The 16,345-nt window shown below is 51.8% G+C and carries 15 protein-coding genes; 6 read left to right on the forward strand and 9 right to left on the reverse strand.

The genetic code is table 11. The features are described from left to right. Window positions 1-51: 51 nt before the first annotated feature. Window positions 52-1,518, forward strand: coding sequence for a S41 family peptidase (locus IDAT_RS03455; RefSeq protein ID WP_034730532.1), 1,467 nt, complete (start codon window positions 52-54; stop codon window positions 1,516-1,518). Here the strand turns inward: IDAT_RS03455 and IDAT_RS03460 are convergent. Beyond that, on the reverse strand, window positions 1,496-2,962 hold the full coding sequence (locus IDAT_RS03460; protein WP_034730534.1) for a type 2 periplasmic-binding domain-containing protein: 1,467 nt from the start codon (window positions 2,960-2,962) through the stop codon (window positions 1,496-1,498). The two genes, IDAT_RS03455 and IDAT_RS03460, sit on opposite strands and share 23 nt — an antisense overlap. Window positions 2,963-3,084: 122 nt before the next feature. Between IDAT_RS03460 and IDAT_RS03465 the strand changes: the two genes are divergently transcribed. Beyond that, window positions 3,085-4,746 (forward strand): type 1 glutamine amidotransferase family protein, encoded by a 1,662-nt coding sequence (locus IDAT_RS03465; RefSeq protein WP_034730536.1) that lies wholly within the window; start codon window positions 3,085-3,087, stop codon window positions 4,744-4,746. Window positions 4,747-4,764: 18 nt separating this feature from the next. On the opposite strand, the gene pyrE is transcribed toward IDAT_RS03465, so the two are convergent. Further along, entirely contained in the window at window positions 4,765-5,409 is a 645-nt protein-coding gene (pyrE, locus tag IDAT_RS03470; RefSeq protein WP_034730537.1) for an orotate phosphoribosyltransferase, read from the reverse strand. Window positions 5,410-5,503: 94 nt separating this feature from the next. After that, entirely contained in the window at window positions 5,504-6,217 is a 714-nt protein-coding gene (gene rph / locus IDAT_RS03475) for a ribonuclease PH (protein WP_034730541.1), read from the reverse strand. Window positions 6,218-6,379: 162 nt separating this feature from the next. Between rph and IDAT_RS03480 the strand changes: the two genes are divergently transcribed. The 4 genes from IDAT_RS03480 (at window position 6,380) to IDAT_RS13580 (ending at window position 9,298) form a co-directional block, all read left to right on the forward strand. Then, window positions 6,380-7,243: a YicC/YloC family endoribonuclease gene (locus IDAT_RS03480; protein ID WP_034730543.1), complete on the forward strand. Its 864-nt coding sequence runs from the start codon at window positions 6,380-6,382 to the stop codon at window positions 7,241-7,243. A 386-nt stretch (window positions 7,244-7,629) separates the two neighbouring features. Continuing rightward, window positions 7,630-8,205, forward strand: a complete 576-nt coding sequence (locus IDAT_RS13285; RefSeq protein WP_211250576.1) for a restriction endonuclease subunit S — start codon at window positions 7,630-7,632, stop codon at window positions 8,203-8,205. Between the two features lie 164 nt (window positions 8,206-8,369). Then, window positions 8,370-9,074 carry a virulence RhuM family protein gene (locus IDAT_RS03490; RefSeq protein ID WP_244441593.1) on the forward strand — a complete coding sequence of 235 codons (705 nt, stop codon included), beginning with the start codon at window positions 8,370-8,372 and terminating at the stop codon, window positions 9,072-9,074. Then, the gene (locus IDAT_RS13580) at window positions 9,071-9,298 is read left to right on the forward strand and encodes a Fic family protein (RefSeq protein ID WP_244441594.1); all 228 of its coding nucleotides are present in this window, start codon (window positions 9,071-9,073) and stop codon (window positions 9,296-9,298) included. Before IDAT_RS03490 ends, IDAT_RS13580 begins: the two co-directional genes overlap by 4 nt. Here IDAT_RS13580 and IDAT_RS13390 read toward each other — a convergent pair. Genes IDAT_RS13390 through IDAT_RS03515 form a run of 6 tightly spaced genes read right to left on the reverse strand, consistent with a single transcriptional unit; the run spans window position 9,273 to window position 16,281 of the window. Further along, window positions 9,273-9,587 (reverse strand): class I SAM-dependent methyltransferase, encoded by a 315-nt coding sequence (locus tag IDAT_RS13390; protein WP_051986549.1) that lies wholly within the window; start codon window positions 9,585-9,587, stop codon window positions 9,273-9,275. The genes IDAT_RS13580 and IDAT_RS13390 overlap by 26 nt on opposite strands. Further along, on the reverse strand, window positions 9,581-9,841 hold the full coding sequence (locus IDAT_RS13395) for a putative RNA methyltransferase (RefSeq protein ID WP_051986550.1): 261 nt from the start codon (window positions 9,839-9,841) through the stop codon (window positions 9,581-9,583). Before IDAT_RS13395 ends, IDAT_RS13390 begins: the two co-directional genes overlap by 7 nt. After that, a complete protein-coding gene (locus IDAT_RS03500) occupies window positions 9,838-10,959 on the reverse strand; it encodes a M14 family metallopeptidase (protein WP_244441595.1) in 1,122 nt (373 codons plus the stop codon). The genes IDAT_RS13395 and IDAT_RS03500 overlap by 4 nt, the downstream gene beginning before the upstream one ends. A 5-nt stretch (window positions 10,960-10,964) precedes the next feature. Beyond that, on the reverse strand, window positions 10,965-11,753 hold the full coding sequence (locus IDAT_RS03505) for an SGNH/GDSL hydrolase family protein (protein ID WP_034730546.1): 789 nt from the start codon (window positions 11,751-11,753) through the stop codon (window positions 10,965-10,967). A gap of 14 nt (window positions 11,754-11,767) precedes the next feature. Then, on the reverse strand, window positions 11,768-13,246 hold the full coding sequence (locus tag IDAT_RS03510) for an SLC13 family permease (RefSeq protein WP_034730549.1): 1,479 nt from the start codon (window positions 13,244-13,246) through the stop codon (window positions 11,768-11,770). A 26-nt stretch (window positions 13,247-13,272) separates the two neighbouring features. Next, entirely contained in the window at window positions 13,273-16,281 is a 3,009-nt protein-coding gene (locus tag IDAT_RS03515; protein WP_034730552.1) for a TonB-dependent receptor domain-containing protein, read from the reverse strand. Window positions 16,282-16,345: the final 64 nt, after the last annotated feature.

Here is a 16,345-nt window from a genome sequence, read left to right on the forward strand (position 1 = left end):
GCTTACGGTTGCTTACGCTGCATGCGACTTTTTCAACCGAGGAACACTTTTATGTTATCGCACATCGTATTGGCCGCTGTTCTTTCGGGCAGTAATCCGAACCCGACAGTGCTACCTGCAGAGCAACTGCAAGCGGATTTCCAACAACTGTATCAGCAATTACAGCAAGGCAGCTATAACCTTTTTGCACTGATGCCGAAAGCTGAGTACGATCAACATTACGCAGACTTTCAGCAGCGCCTACAGCAGCCACTGACGCCACTCGAAGCGCGCAAGGTCTTCATGGAGTTTACTGCACTCGCCGACATTATCCATACGCGGATTGATTTTCCCGTTGCTGCTTACCGTAGTTTTTTAGAAAACGGTGGCAAGACGTTACCGTTCGATATTGCCATTGCTGAGCACGGCGTTACGGTTACTGATACCTTTGGTAGCGACAATCCATTGCAGTTGGGCGATAAAATTGTGCAGGTCAATGGCGTACCGGTACGCACTTGGCTGGCGCAGTTACAGATTTTTATGGGCGCGGAGAACCAGCAACTGCTCGATGGTATGACCGCAACCAGTCTTGCGCCTTTGGCGTGGCTCTACGAAGGCGAGCAAGACAGCTACACGCTCACGGTCAAATCTGTCGATAATGCAGAGCTGCGCATCGTCACCCTTGCGACACTCGACTACGATGCACAAGCTGGCGCGAGCGTTACAGCCACGCAAGCCGCGCAAGCGTCGACCCCGCCAGTTGCACCACGCGACTATCGTATTGTGCAAGGCGATGTCGGCTATTTGAAGCCCGGACCGTTCTACAATATTTATGCTGAAAATGTTGACCAGACTTGGGACATCACTGAGTTCCATGGCTTTATTGATGAAGCTTTTAACGCTTTTATCGCCGCAGATGTGGCGCAAGTCGTGATTGATGTACGTGATAATCCCGGCGGTACGAACAGCTTTAGTGATCACATGATCGCGTGGTTTGCCGACCAACCGTTTAAATTCGCCTCGGATTTTCGCGTTAAGGTGTCAGCGGTCTCGCGTGCCGCCAATGACCGTCGTTTGGCGGCGGAAGGGAATATCGGCGAGGCGACGCAACAGTTGGCGGAATTTTACGCCACACATGCCGATGGCGAGGTGATTTCCTTTCCACTGACCACCATCAATCCGCACCCAGATGGGCAGAACATCGCCCATCGTGACATCGATGTTTATGTGCTTATCGACCGCTATTCCTACAGCAATGCCGTGTCAGTTGCGGCGATTGCCCAAGACTACGGTTTTGCCACGATAATCGGTGAGGCAACGGCCGACTTAGCAACGACCTATGCTGCGATGGAACAGTTTACCCTCGACCATTCGGGTATCAATGTGGGCTATGCCAAAGCTCACATTATTCGACCGAGCGGGGATCTCCGCCCAGCGGGCGTAGTGCCCGACATTGCCCTACCGTTCATGGGCGAGTTAGATAACGAACAAGAATTACAACGCGTTGTTGCGGCCATTAAGGCGTTGCCGCCGCAGTAGCTTGCGGCGGTAGATTCAAATACAAAAAGCTGCGCTGTAAGGTGTCATCCGAGAAGTAGTCGCGGATGGCGCCTGATTTCACCAGTTTACGGAATTCGCGGTCAAACCAATCGCGCAAGCGATAGCCGTGCGGCGTTTTCGGGAACGCAACGTGCAGCGGTAGTGCATCGCGCAGTTTGTGCGCGATATAAGGCGCTTCCGACCATTCCGGAACGCTTGTTTCATAGCTGATGACCGCGCCCATGCGGCCCATATCAAGCATCGCAAAACAATCGAGCAAGCTGTCGGCGACATAATAGTTCAGCGTGTTGGGCAACAACTGCTCGTCTTGATAGCCGACCACCTGGCAGACCGGTTGTAGCAAGGTTCCTTCCAACACTTTGCGCATGCTGTCTTGGTCGTTGGTGTAAACATACAGCGGACTATCAAAATCGATGTGGTTACGCGACAAAATTGCATTGTTTGGCAATTGCTTTGCCTGCGCACCAATGAGTGCATCGAAGCGATTATCATCAAGCCCCCGATAAGCACGACCAAAACTGTTGAGCTCGACGTCCAGCTCGGTTGCCACTGGGGCAAAAATATCGCGAATCAGCTGCAAATAAGCTTGATTGACATCACCTTGCGCATAGTTAGGGCGTACGCCTGAAGCGATGCGGATTTCACCAAGGCTAGGTTCGGTATTAAAGCCCTGTGAGGTCAGTAAACGTGCGTCATTGATTTCGATCAGCTCAAGGATACGACCACTGGTGAGCATTTTGCTGAGTTGTGCCTCGACCAAGGGGATTAAATGCGCATGTTTTTTGTGTAGATAATGGTAACCAGTGAACCGCGCGTAGGGCACGAACACGGTGTAAGGGTTTTCGTTGGCTTCGAGCAATTCGGCTTCGAGATCGTTTAAGACCAACGCATCAACGCGGTCATTGTCATACATCAGTTCGAGTTGAGCAAAGCTTGTAACTTGCAAGTTCGGTTTGTTCAGCGCCAACTGTTCCAGCAGTGCTTCCACCGAGCGAGTACCTGCAATGTAGCCGAAACTATCAATTGACTCAAAGCTGCAAATGCCGCAGTTGCGGCGGTCGGCGACCAGCATGACTTCAGAATCGTAAAGTGGAAATTCAACCCGTACTAAGTTCTCATATTCATCGGCGAGCATCGGCACGCGACCGAGTTCTCCAGCAATGCGGCCTTTATTAGCTTCAGTGAGGCTGCGATTGCGTGGCATGTCTTCGAAGCGCAAGGTGATGCCTAGCTCGGCATAGACTTCGGTAAAGAGTTGCACGACAAAATTAGCCACCGGCGAAGGTTCCGCTGTACGGAATACCAACTCTTTGGGATGCTCGATGGTGACTGCAGCCGCATCTTGCTCGTTGGCCATCGCACTGGCACCGAGGCTAGCAGTGATAGCGAGTGATAAAATGACGAGCAGATAAATTCGATGCAACTTCTTCACCTTATCGGAAGTCTACTGACTGGAGTCTTTTGTGTCAGCCAGTATAGCACCTCGGTTTGTGATGAAAAGGTGCTACACTGTCGGGCACAGCATTTGAACGTAAGGAGTAGTAAATGCGCACCTCAATTTTGGCCAGCGCGCTGGCAGCAGCAGCGCTGATCAGCAGCCCGAGCAGCCAGGGCCAAGACGACCAGTTCGGCTTGGTAGTACTCGGTGATGCGCTTGAAGTTTGTTCAAGCATGGCATGGCAACGTTGTGATGACACCGACTGGATTGACCGTGACGCCATGCGTACCGACCGATATGTTAATTTCACTGAGCAGTACGTCAACCCATTGTTGAGCGACGACAACTGGGCGCCGCACCGGCGCGAAGTGCGTGATGACCTACGTGAAGCATTGGATTTGCTACACCAACGCGTGAATCAAGATGTGATTTCAGAGCGTGTGTTCTTAGAAGAATTTACCCGTCGCGCGACGCGTTACTTATACGACATGCTGTCGGAACGTGAATGGAACATGATCATTGACCACATGGAAATGCGGGTTCCTGATGACCGCAGTTTCGGCGTCAACTTAGCCGCGACCAAGGACGATGTCGAAGTAGATTTGTTGCGACAAATAGTGTCGCAGGCAGCCACGGTCAGCAGCGATGAAACGCCTCATGTGGTGGTCGTCACCGCAGCGCAACGTGACAGTCTCGATTTGGTCAATTACTACCTGCAAGCTTTTGCTGGTGCGGGTGCTGATGTTTCGTGGTTACCGTTAGATGCGGCGGTCTTGGCCGCGCGCGCCGATGATAACTGTGCGGAGTTAGATGACTATCGCGCGAGTGAAATGGGTGCCTATCGACGGGCGGAAGTGCACGGTGAACTAGCGGCGAAGCAGCAAGCTTTTTGTGAAGATGGTGATGCCATTACCATGCTCGAAAATGCCGATGCGGTCTATTTTGCCGACGGCAATCCAGACTTGCTGCGCGCGTTGGTGGTGACCCCGATGAACGAGCCGAATGCGTTGGCAATGGCTATCGCCGAACGGGTTGCAGAGAACGAGTTGGTAGTCGCTGCCGCCGGTATGGCTACTAATGTGCTGACTGCCAAAGCAGTGGTGACCGGTGGTAGTAGTCGCGCCGCTTTGAGTGAAGGGGTGTTCGCTAGTCGGGTGCCAGGTTTGGGCTGCCACAAAGAGAACGCGTGTCCGCGTGATTTAAGCGAACACAGTACCACTTACCACCCGATGGGCGGTATGGGGTTGTTCCGTTGGGGCACACTCGACACGCGCATGGGTGAACAGGGTAACCATGGTCGCTTACTACGTGTGCAAGCCACTAACCGCGTGCCGTTTGCCGTGGGTATCGATGCACAAACCGGGATGTTAGTTGATTTGCGTTCGGGCAATTTCCAAATCATTGGTGAGCGTGGCACTTTCTTTGCCGTCGGCGCGCAACAAAATGAGCGCGCCGTAGCTGCGACCTACCATTATTTGATGGCCGGTGCGAGTGGCACCTTTAGTGGTGATGGCATTAGCAATGTGAGCTTCGCCGAAGACGCAGAGTTAGTGCAACTCGAACCAACGACCAACTTTCTTGAAAACCGCGGTTTGTATGACTCGCAGCGCTTGTTGTGCCGTGGGCGTGAAAACGTCGAAGTGAAGCAGAACGAGTTTGTGCTGAATTTGCTCGGTGGAGAAGGTGTCACTAGCAAAACAGCTGGCGCAGAGTGTCAGTTGCTGAATGCGCGCATTGGTTTGCAATACGCGCCATCACAGCGTTTCTAAATAGTTGGCACAACGGCGTCAGATGACGCCGTATTTTGCCCGATAAGCCGTAACCGCCTCGAGGTGCTCAGCCAGCTCGGGGCTATCTTTTAAGTATTCAATGACATCGTTGAGTTTGACGATGCTAATCACCTGCGTACCAAAGTCTTTTTCAACTTCTTGGATCGCGCTCAGTTCGCCCTGACCTTTTTCTTGGCGGTCGAGGGCAATCAAGACCCCCGCCAGCTCGGCATTGTTGGCGTGCACAATTTCCATCGATTCCCGAATCGCGGTGCCAGCAGTGATGACATCATCAACCAACATGACTTTGCCTTGCAGCGGCGAGCCGACTAAGTTGCCGCCTTCGCCGTGGTCTTTTTTCTCTTTGCGGTTGAAGCAGTACGGCACGTCTTTTTGATAAGTGTCGTACAGCGCAATGGCCGCGGCAGTGGCAATCGGAATGCCTTTGTACGCCGGACCAAAGAGCACATCGTAGCTCACCGCGCTGTCTTGCAAAGCGGCGGCATAGAAGCGCCCGAGCTTGGCTAAATCAGCACCATGATTGAACAAACCAGCATTGAAGAAATACGGGCTGGTGCGGCCTGATTTTAAGGTGAATTCGCCGAATTTAAGCACGCCTCGGCTGATGGCAAAGCTAATGAAATCTTGTTGATATTGTTTCATGAAGACACCGTTATTCGTGATTCGTGATTCGTGATTCGTGATTTGTAGCCCGTACTTCAAGTACGGGTCCAACTCACCACATCACCTATGTTGCTTATGCTAACGCTTGTTTTTGCAAATCCATGAGCTCGCGGATGGCGTGGCGTGCGAGGCCGAGCATCTCGTTCATCTCTTCGAATGAGAAGGGTTCGCCCTCTGCCGTGCCTTGCACCTCGATGAGCTTGCCGGCTTCCGTCATGACCACGTTCATGTCGGTTTCCGCTTTTGAATCTTCAGGGTAGTCAAGGTCAGCAACCGGGTGGCCGTTGTACATGCCGACCGAAATCGCTGCCACTAAGCCCTTCAATGGATTGGTTTTCACTAAGCCTTCTTTGCGCATCCAGTTCAGCGCGTCGACCAACGCCACACAAGCACCGGTAATCGAAGCCGTGCGCGTACCGCCATCGGCCTGCAACACATCGCAGTCGATAGTGATGGTATTCTCGCCTAGCGCCGCTAAATCCACACAAGCGCGCAACGAGCGACCGATCAAGCGTTGAATCTCAACCGTGCGACCACCTTGTTTACCACGTGCCGCTTCACGATCCATGCGGGTGTGCGTCGAACGCGGTAGCATGCCGTATTCCGCCGTGACCCAGCCTTGCCCCTTGCCTTTTAAGAAGCGCGGCACATTGCGGTCGACACTCGCCGTACACAGCACCTTAGTGTCACCAAACTCAATCAACACTGAGCCTTCAGCGTGGCGCGTGTAGTTACGGGTAATGGTCACCGGACGAATCTGTTGGGCAGTACGACCACTTGGACGCATGGGCTGGCTCCTGTTTGTGCTTACTTGTGCTTAAGAATGGTCGCCGATTATAGCAGATGTGAATGTGAAATTCTGTCGCTAGCGCAATCTTGATTGAGCTGAATTTTGCCAAACGCGAAACAATGCTAAACTAGCGGCAATTCAAGTTAAGAGAGCATCGTTATGATTCAAAGTATGACCGGTTACGCACGCCTCGAACACAAAGCCGAGTGGGGCACCATTACGTGGGAACTGCGTTCGGTAAACCAGCGCTTTTTGGAAACCTTCTTCCGTATGCCGGAGCAGTTTCGTGGCATGGAAAACATGCTGCGCGAAAAGCTGCGCAAGCAATTGCAGCGCGGCAAAGTCGAATCGAATCTGCGCGTTAGCTTCAACGAGCAAACCGAAGGCGGTTTGCAGCTGAATGAGGAGCTGGCGAAAAGCGTCATCTCAAGCGCCAATTGGATTGCCAACCAGAGCGTTTCAGCACAGCTGAACCCGCTAGATGTGTTGCGCTGGCCAGGCGTAGTTGCGCAAGAAGAAGCCGACATGGACGCTATCCAAAATGACGTCGCAGCTGCTTTTGATGCCGCCGTTGCCGAGTTCGTCAGTAACCGCCAAAGCGAAGGTAAAGCACTCGAGCGTTTGATTGAAGAGCGCCTCGAAGGCGTTTCCGATCAAGTGTCGATTGTCCGCAAGCGCATGCCAGAAGTGCTCGAGTGGCAACGTGAGCGCTTACTCACACGTTTGGCCGAAGCGCGCGTCGAACTCGACCCACAGCGCTTAGAATCAGAAATGGTCATGCTGGCGCAAAAAACCGACGTCGCCGAAGAACTCGATCGCCTCGACACCCACGTCGTTGAAACCCGCAAAATCCTGCGCAAAGGCGGAGCCTGCGGCCGCCGCCTCGACTTCATGATGCAAGAATTCAACCGAGAAGCGAACACCCTCGGCTCAAAGTCGATTAGTACTGACATTACGAATGCGGCTGTGGAGTTAAAGGTGCTGATTGAGCAGATGCGGGAGCAGATCCAGAACATCGAATAATGTTCCAAGTCGAAGCACATCGGTAAACATGTCCTCACGTAGCCCGCACTTCTAGTGCGGGTCTAGCTAGCAATAAACACCTATCTCCTGCCTAAGACATCGCTCCAATAACTCAGGTTCCTAAGCCAAAAAATTGAGTTTTCGTGTGACAGCCCTTGCCTCAAGATTGTGGTATCTTTTAAAGCATATTAATAACACGCTCAAAATGGATTAAGGCAGGGATATAAAAATGACAAGTACCCAACAGCGCGCCGCGCTTCAGCGCCAAATTTGGCAGATTGCCAACGACGTTCGTGGCTCAGTAGACGGCTGGTGTAACTACCGCGATAAATTGCTCAGCTTTGACGGACGTGAAGTTGAGTGGAAGACTTTGGATGAAGTAGCTCTTGAATTTGGGAGAGGAAAGTCCAAAGATCGACCACGAAATGATGAAAAGCTGTACGGCGGCAACGGTACCTTTTATCCAAACAGGAGATATCAGGAACGCACCACATGTTATTTCAAAGTACAGTCAAACCTACAGTGAGCTTGGTCTAAGGCAGAGTAAGCTGTGGCCAAAGGGAACGCTTTGCATAACAATTGCCGCCAACATTGCTGAAACAGCGATACTGGGCCTCGATGCATGCTTCCCTGATAGTGTGATTGGATTCATAGCTGATCCAAAGAAGACAAGTTCAAGCTATGTGGAATATCTTTTAACGTCATTAAAGTCGAGTTTAGAAGATAAAGGGCAAGGTAGTGCGCAAAGCAATATAAACCTAGGGACTTTTAAAAATTTGAAGTTGCCATTTCCATCGATAGAGGAACAAGAACGATTAGTTGCTACTCTTGATAAGTTTGAAGCACTGATAAATTCGATTTCCGAGTGCCTCCCTCGAGAAATCGAGCTGCGGCAAAAGCAGTACGAGTATTACCGTGATTTACTGCTAAGCTTTCCAAAGCCAGATGAGCAGGCAGCTTAAGATGTTAATGTTGCAACGTAAGGGAATCCAGTTAAGCGTTGCTTACCGAGCGACTGAGGCGTTTAGTTATAGAACAAATGAGCCTCTAACCGCAACTTGTAAGAGTTTCTTACCTGTTCAAGTCAGCTGTCGATTAAATGATATTCAAGGAAAAGGAATTCCCAATGACTAACCATATTGAGATTTACCAATCTGATGACGGCAAGCTAGAACTCAAGGTTGCGCTTGAGAACGAAACAGTTTGGCTTTCGCAGGCGCAAATGGCCGAGCTTTTTGGTACAAAACGTCCAGCGATTACCAAGCATTTAAGCAACATCTATAAAGCCGCTGAATTGGTCGAGGCAGACACATGTTCCATTTTGGAACATATGGCAGATCACGGGCAAACATACAAAACCAAGCTCTACAATCTCGATGCCATTATTTCCGTGGGTTATCGTGTGAACTCAGCGCGCGCAACACAGTTCCGCCAATGGGCTACGAGCACACTCAAACAGCATCTCATTGAAGGCTACACGCTTAATCAACGTAGGTTGCAAGAGCGAGGTGTTGAGTTCGAGCAAGCGATCGCTTTGCTTTCTCGCACACTGGCAAACCAACAACTGGTGAGTGATGAGGGCGAGGCGGTGCTTGCGGTCATTAACGACTATGCGCGCAGTTGGAGCCTGTTACAGGGGTACGACGAACAAAGCCTAAAATCGCTAACGAAAAAACAAAATGACATGCTGGCGCTGGAGCTAGACGATGTACTTGTCGCCATTGCCGAACTTAAAAAGATGCTTATTGCAAAAGGTGAAGCGACTGAGCTGTTTGGCCAAGTGCGTGGTGACGGCTTGGCGTCCGCGCTGCGCACCTGCTCTACTTTGTGATTAAGAACCACCCGCTTGCCGACGGTAATAAGCGCACCGGGTCATTTTTATTTTTATGGTATTTACGAGTAAACCAACACTTATTGGCAAAACCTGTCGAACAGCTGATTAACGACAATACGCTGGTTGCGCTGGCATTATTAGTTGCTGAAAGCTTGCCCGACCAGAAAGAACTAATGATTCGTTTGGTTGAGCACTTCATATTGCTGAAATCGGATAGTTGAGGCAACTCTTTCTAAATTGGAAACAGTTCGATAACAATAAAAATAGTTGCTGGCGATTCGCCAATCGTTGATAACGGATTATCATCAGCAGTAAAGCTTGAATGGCTTGGTGTGAGGGCAAGTCAAAGGTGTAGGTCAGGCGCTGTTCGGAAGCTAAGCGCCACTGGTCGGCGGCTACGGGCAGGCGCTCTGGCTTGTTGTGCACCTCGTCATAGATGACGTGCTTGAGTTCAGCGAGGTGTTCGCTGCCGGGGTCGATCATCAGCAGGCGCCCGTCAGGCTTTAGCACCCTTGCAAACTCGCTTTCGACGGGGAAACCAAACACGCATAACAAAGTATCGATGCTGGCGCTTGCACCATGGCTTTACTGTCGCCGGGGTCTTTCGAGCGTTTGTTCTGCACCGGCAGCAGGTTCACGTAGCCTTGCTTGGCGACGTCAAAGCTGTGACCTTGAGAGCAGCGCCAAGCGCTACCCACCAAGGTTAATGGCGATTGATCGAGTGGGCAGCAAAGCTGTTCAAAAGGGTGGATACCTGCCGTCATTTCATCAGCAGCATGAGTTCGTGCGCACTTTGTTGGCCGATGTGGCGCACCAGCTCGCGCGGCGTGTTGTCACCGAACTCGAAGGTCACCGCATGCACGCCATAGGTGCGGCCAATAAAGTGCGTAAACACGTTCGAGTCTTCTCGATAGCTAGCGCGCTCGCGCACGGTAAACGAGCTCAGGCGACTCTCCTTTAAGGCGTCGAGCCACTGAGTGACAAAATCAACGGGTTCGGCACCCGACTCAGGCGCTAGGGTGTAGAAAATATCTTGTTGGGTGGAGTGAAAATCTAACGCGAAAGCGAGGCGTTCATCGTCACCAAGCTGTTGATTCAAATAATCAATCACCGCCTTAGTTTCGGGCTGGCTGAAGACACCCCAATCACGATTAAGGTCTTTGCCACCGACGTTGTGACGCCAATGGCCGTTGGCAACCCCATCGGGGTTGACCATGGGGACGACTAACACGTTGTAGCGCTCAAAAAAGCCATTCTGTAACGCGCCGTCGGCCGCCAAGTAATCAACAAACGACAGTAAGCCAATTGCGCCGGTTAATTCAGGTGGATGCTGACGCCCAATCACCAACAACCATTCTTTGTTGTCTTCGGCAACGGCTTGCATGGCGACGATATCGCGACCTTGCACGGACTTGCCAATGATCTGAGTGGTGAAGCGTTCAGCGCGCACGTCAGTGGTCATCCACTGCTGATAATCAGCGCCGGTCCATAACTCTTGGCCAGCAACGTACAGTGGCTGTTCGCCAAGCGCCAAAGAGAATTGAAATTGCTGATCAACCACAGTAAAAGGCAGGGTTTGCCAAGTGTCGCCATCGATACTGACTTTTGGCATGTAGCGAGCGCGGCCTTGTTCGGCCACCAGTTCAATCGCAATCTCTTGCGCGCCTGCTTTCGATTCCACCTTGAAGGCATACCAAGGGCTGGGGTTAATCGGGTAGTTCTCAGCGACCGTCGTCAGGCGATAGTGTTTATCACCGAGCTGTTCACATTGACTGAGCTTACCGCCCTCAAATTCCGCGCTGAACACCACCTCTTCAAAATCACATGCACTTGCTAGGGTTGGCAAGCACAGCCCTACTATCAACCACCAACGTGCCATCATTGTTCTCACTCCTGTTCCGTTGTCGTCAACGCAAAATAATCCGCCACCACCTGCCAACTCAAGCGTTGCAATGTGCGCGCGGTATCCGCATCTAAGTCGGCGGTAAACAGGTTACCCTCCGGGCTGCGATGATACAAACTTGCATACATGACGCAGGCGGCCAAATAGGTGCCTGCCATGCTTGGATGTTTGATATCGCGACGATAAAGTAATTGCTCGTTAGTTGCGCCCCGCACATCCTTCACAAACAAATGAATGTCGGGGTGCTGTTCGGCCGCGGCGGCAAAGGCGACACCAACTGGCACCACCAATGCGTCGTGGCGCTTACCTACACGCTCATAGGCCGCTTGCAGTTTGCGACTCATCGACGGCTCATTTTGATAGCCCCAAGTCATCAACAGCAGCGGTTGTATGTCGCGTTCGCGCAGCGCTTTAATCATCAGCTCCATGGCTTTTTCAAAGCGTGCCGACTTTTTCTCGTCAATCGGCTCGTTGCTGTGGCCTTGTAACACCACCGCGTGCCAATCGTCGTCGCCGCTGCTCAAATAGCTGTTGAGCAGCCGGCCGGTTTCGTGAATATGACCACCGGATAAAGTCAGCAGTCGTACGCGATTTTCACCCGCTTGCCACGCACCTTCAGCGCGCAGCAAGTTGGCGAAGTGATTGTGAATTCCATTGCTGTAGAAGCTGAAACTATTACCAACAAACAACACGCGCTTGGGTTCCTCGTCGGCCTGGGCTGGCGCAATCAGCGCCAGTGCACAGAGCCAAGCTGCTAACAGTTTACCTACCATGACAAGACCCCTTGTTAGTTAAGGAACACCATAGGTGCTAACCAAATCGAGACAACGGTTAACAAAGCCATGCCGATGACGTTCAGTACAAATCCCGCGCGCACCATGTCAGGTATAGTCAGCTTACCCGAGGCAAACACAATCGCGTTGGGTGGCGTTGCTACCGGTAGCATAAAGGCACAGCTTGCCGCCAAGGTAACGGGAATACACAGCAGCAGCGGCGATACGCCAAGCTCTAGTGCAACCGCACCGACAACCGGTAAGAAGGTTGCCGCGGTAGCGACATTGCTGGTGAGTTCAGTCAGGAAGATCACCAAGCCTGTGGCCGCTAAAACCAACGCAATCACACCAAAGGCGCCAAGCGGCATCAAGTTACCGCCAAGCCATGCCGCCAAACCAGAGTCTGAAACAGAAGCTGCCAGACTCAAACCACCGCCAAACAGAACCAACACGCCCCATGGCAGTCCTTGCACGTTTTCCCAGGTCAACAGTTGCGCTTGCTTTTGCGAGCCGCTTGGTAGCAAAAACAGCAACAGCGCTGCAGCCATGACGATACCGGTGTCGGTCAGAAAATCGATACCGAGCCACGCGGAAATCGGACGGCGCAAAATCCAGAAGGTGATCACCAGTAAAAACACCGCACCTACGCGTGCTTCGGCTTTGCTCATAGGCCCTAAATCAGTCACCATTTTTTTGATGTGATCGTTGACCTCAGGGTTGGCCGGAATATTCACCTTGTAGGTAAAATGCGTCAGCGAGTACCACGCCAATGGCAACATCAGTAACATCACCGGCACACCCACCAACATCCAACTGGCGAAAGTGATGTGGATATCGTAATTCTCGATCAAAAACGCGGCTAACAAAGCGTTTGGCGGTGTACCGATCAAGGTTGCGAGGCCACCGATAGTAGCTGCGTAGGCGAGACCCAATAACATCGCCTTTTGAAACGACTTGAGCTCACCGGCGTTGAGATGACTATTCTCCTCGGCGATCATATTGGCCACCGACAAGGCAATCGGCATTAGCATCATGGTCGTTGAGGTGTTGGTCATCCACATCGACAACAGCGCTGCAACCGCCATAAAGCCGGCGATGAGGAACTTGCCGTCGGTACCGGTTACCGACAAGATCGACAACGCAATGCGTTTATGTAATTGCCACTTTTCGATGGCAATGGCCAAAATAAAGCCACCCAAATACAAGTAGATAGTGGGGTTCGCGTAGTGTCTGCTGGCGTCGGCGATGGTGGTCACATCCAAAAACGGAAACATGATCATCGGCAAGAATGCGGTGACTGGCACCGAAACCGCCTCAGTCGCCCACCATGCCGCCATCCATAGCCCTACCGCAGCAACCCGCCACGCCGCTGGGTCCATGGTGGTTTGGCTGCGATCGAACAGCATCATTACGAAGAATAAGATGGGCCCGAGTAACAGCCCAATATTTTGATAACGCGCCCGCTCTGGGGCGCGTGTTTCAGTTGCGTGCATGATTACATCCTAATTAAGAAGGTTAATTAAAATCGTGCACTTACGTCTAGATAGAACTGGCGACCATAGTCACGATGGGCATCTGAGAAGAAGCCAAAGTAACCATCAGCAAGTGGCGCGCGCTCGTCAAATAGATTCACGATACCGAAACGGAAGCGCGTATCGACTTCATTTATCAGTGTCGTGTAATCAAAGGTCGCGTTGTACGTGGTCATGGCAGGAATCACATAGAGCGTGCCATCATCTAGGGTCAAGCTGCTTTGGTAGAAGCTGCCGATGCGGTTACCCGTTAGTGACGCTGCATACGCATTTTTGCGCCATGAAACGCGAGCAGAATGACGCTGCTCTTGGTTGCCATCACGACCAATCAAATCGGCGAAGCCAGTGACTGGGAAGGATGCAGGCAGTACGCCACTTTCTTGTGCTTCAACCAATACCGCGGCATCACCACCGGCGCTTTGCTCAAACTTCTCTAGGAATGAACCGTTGTATTTGAAGCTAAAACGACCCACTTCAGAGTCAAGCGTGTAGTAAATGCCAATATCGAAACCTGCTAACTCACGGGTATCGAGGTTAGCGTACTGGTCGGTGATTTGCGAGATCGTGCCTGCTGGACAGATACCTGCAGCCTCGTAAAAGCCAGCGGTACCCGGGTCAATTTCACCACGCTCAACGGCAGCGTTGAAGGTTGCGCTGTCACAGTTGTTCAGGCCGTTTTCTAAACGCATCACTAAGTCGAGTAAGGTGTGGTTTTCTTCACCGAACAAGCCGATGGTGTTTTCCTTCTCGATGGTCCAATAGTCAACGGTGAGCGTCAGGTCATCGATTGGATTGAAAACGATACCGAGGTTAGTGTTGGTGGATTCCTCAGGAACCAACTGATCGCTACCCTGGGCGACCCGTTGAATCGAATTACGGCAATCCAATTCGTCTTGGTTCGGGTCACCGCCAAACTCTGCTGCATATAAACACGCATAATCGGTGCGCGTGTTATTACGGGCAACAATGCTCTCGTTAATAGTGACGAGGTTTGGTGCACGGAAGGCTTCTGACCACGAGCCACGCAACATGAACATGTCCGTTGGCGACCAACCGAAGGCGACTTTGCCAACCGTAGTGCTGATCGTATCAGAGAAGTCCTCATAGCGAATCGCCGCTTGCACGTCGAGCGTTTCCAGCACTGGGATTTGGAACTCGGTGAACAACGAGGTGACATCACGCTCACCACTGCTGTCAGGAGTTGGGCTCGAGTTCACCACGTCGGACACGAACGGGTAGGTATCACCTTGATAGTCGGTAAAGACAATGGTGCCGTCTAAGCGCGGATCACGGTCATCTTTAAACGATTCTTCACGATATTCGACACCGGCAACGAAGCCAACTGGCCCTGCAGGCAGTTCATAAATTGCTGGATTCGCCATTTTGAAATCGAACATGGTCAGTTCAGTTTCGCTTTTGCGATAAACATCGATTAACGCGCGTTCAATGTTGCTGTTCACGCCGCCGCTGAACGGGTTATAGGCGTTTGGCGTTGGGTCAAACAGCGCTTCGGCCATCAGGTTATTCGAGACTCGGTTAGAGGTGAGGTCGTCTTTGGTGGCTTTCGAGTGGGTAAATGCACCCTCCCAATCCCACATGCCCCACACGCCACGGAAGCCTTGCAAGAAGCGATACGAGTCACCGTCGTTGTTGACGATACGTGGAATTTCCGCAAACCGGTAGTTATCGATTTCGAGTTCAAGACCGCTGCACGGCACGCCCGGAATCAGCTCGTCAGGGAGGCGGTTCGGCGAACCACACGGACCCAATGGGTTGTAATAGTTCTCGGCACCGACCCGCAGTTTAACGGCGCTAAACGGGGCTGTCGGATGGCGGCGTAAGTTGGTGTTTGACTCGTAGTACGAGACTTCGGTAAAACTCTCGACGCCATTGCGGAACTCATGATTCACGAACAGGAACAAGTTGGTGCGGTCCATTTTCGAACGTAAATCACGGTCTGCGTTTAAGTTGTAACGATACAGACCTTGGCCATCGACCGCACCGCAAATGTATTCGTTAATATCGTACTGACAGCGTGGGTCGCCGACCGGGTAGGTCTCAAATTCCCCAGCGTTATCGGTAATGGTGCCATTTACGCCAACGCCCGATGCCCGCGTGATGAGGTCAAACTGGCCGTAGAGTGAGTTGGCGCTGTCGTTACGGAAGCGCGTGTCACCGGCCCAAGGTGAGCCTTCTGGAATGCGCCAGCGGAAATCTGAATCCGCCCAACGCTCATCATCTTGTGAGTTAATGCGGTCACGCTTGTAGAAGCCACCGAAGAAGCTGACGTTGGTGCGGCCGTCATTAAAATCTTGGCCCCATTCGATTTGCAAACGTTGTGCTGGGCTCGAGAAGTTCTCAAAATCGGAGTAGCGCGCTGACACATTAAAACCAACGAAATCGCTTTTCACCACGTGGTTTACAACACCGGCCACGGCATCCGCACCGTAAATTGCCGAGGCGCCGTCACGTAAAACTTCAACCTGGTCGAGGCCAAATACTGGGATCATATTGACGTTAGCCGAGTTCACCGGCACGAAACTACCGCCGACTTCCTCGGTTTGATAGGTTGCGGAGTTCACCATGCGGCGACCGTTTAACAAGATCAACGTGTTGCCGGTACCCAGGTTACGTAAGTTGTAAGAGCCCACATCGCCGCGGGCAGAGTTGACGCCACCGGAAATATTCTCGGCCTCACTCATAAAGTTCTGACCGTTTTCTGGAATCAGCTGGAGTAGATCATCCAGTGACTCAACGCCTAACTCACCGATTTCTTCGGCGCCAATCACCGAAACCGCCAGTGCTTCTGACACTTGCGCGTTTTTGATGTTGGAACCGACTACCGTAATGCGTTCAACAGCTTTGTCTTCTTGGGTTGCTTCGGTGTCGTTTTCAACTTGTTGGGCAAAAGCTTGTGACGACAAGACCAATGCCACAGCGGTTGCGACTTTGGTTAACTTCGCCTGAGTCGATACTGATTTATTGTATTTATTCATGAGCAGTCTCTCGTATGTTTATTAACTGACTTCTGTAGTTCAAGTAATAAACGCACGAGATCAG

The sequence above is a fragment of the Pseudidiomarina atlantica genome, from assembly GCF_000753735.1.
Classification (GTDB): Bacteria; Pseudomonadota; Gammaproteobacteria; order Enterobacterales; family Alteromonadaceae; genus Pseudidiomarina; species Pseudidiomarina atlantica.

Coding starts and splice junctions, on each gene's coding strand:
- IDAT_RS03455 (WP_034730532.1), top strand. CDS start 52: ATGTTATCGCACATCGTATTGGCCGCTGTTCTTTCGGGCAGTAATCCG.
- IDAT_RS03465 (WP_034730536.1), top strand. CDS start 3,085: ATGCGCACCTCAATTTTGGCCAGCGCGCTGGCAGCAGCAGCGCTGATC.
- pyrE (WP_034730537.1), bottom strand. CDS start 5,409: ATGAAACAATATCAACAAGATTTCATTAGCTTTGCCATCAGCCGAGGC.
- rph (WP_034730541.1), bottom strand. CDS start 6,217: ATGCGTCCAAGTGGTCGTACTGCCCAACAGATTCGTCCGGTGACCATT.
- IDAT_RS03480 (WP_034730543.1), top strand. CDS start 6,380: ATGATTCAAAGTATGACCGGTTACGCACGCCTCGAACACAAAGCCGAG.
- IDAT_RS03490 (WP_244441593.1), top strand. CDS start 8,370: ATGACTAACCATATTGAGATTTACCAATCTGATGACGGCAAGCTAGAA.
- IDAT_RS13395 (WP_051986550.1), bottom strand. CDS start 9,841: ATGACGGCAGGTATCCACCCTTTTGAACAGCTTTGCTGCCCACTCGAT.
- IDAT_RS03500 (WP_244441595.1), bottom strand. CDS start 10,959: ATGATGGCACGTTGGTGGTTGATAGTAGGGCTGTGCTTGCCAACCCTA.
- IDAT_RS03505 (WP_034730546.1), bottom strand. CDS start 11,753: ATGGTAGGTAAACTGTTAGCAGCTTGGCTCTGTGCACTGGCGCTGATT.
- IDAT_RS03510 (WP_034730549.1), bottom strand. CDS start 13,246: ATGCACGCAACTGAAACACGCGCCCCAGAGCGGGCGCGTTATCAAAAT.
- IDAT_RS03515 (WP_034730552.1), bottom strand. CDS start 16,281: ATGAATAAATACAATAAATCAGTATCGACTCAGGCGAAGTTAACCAAA.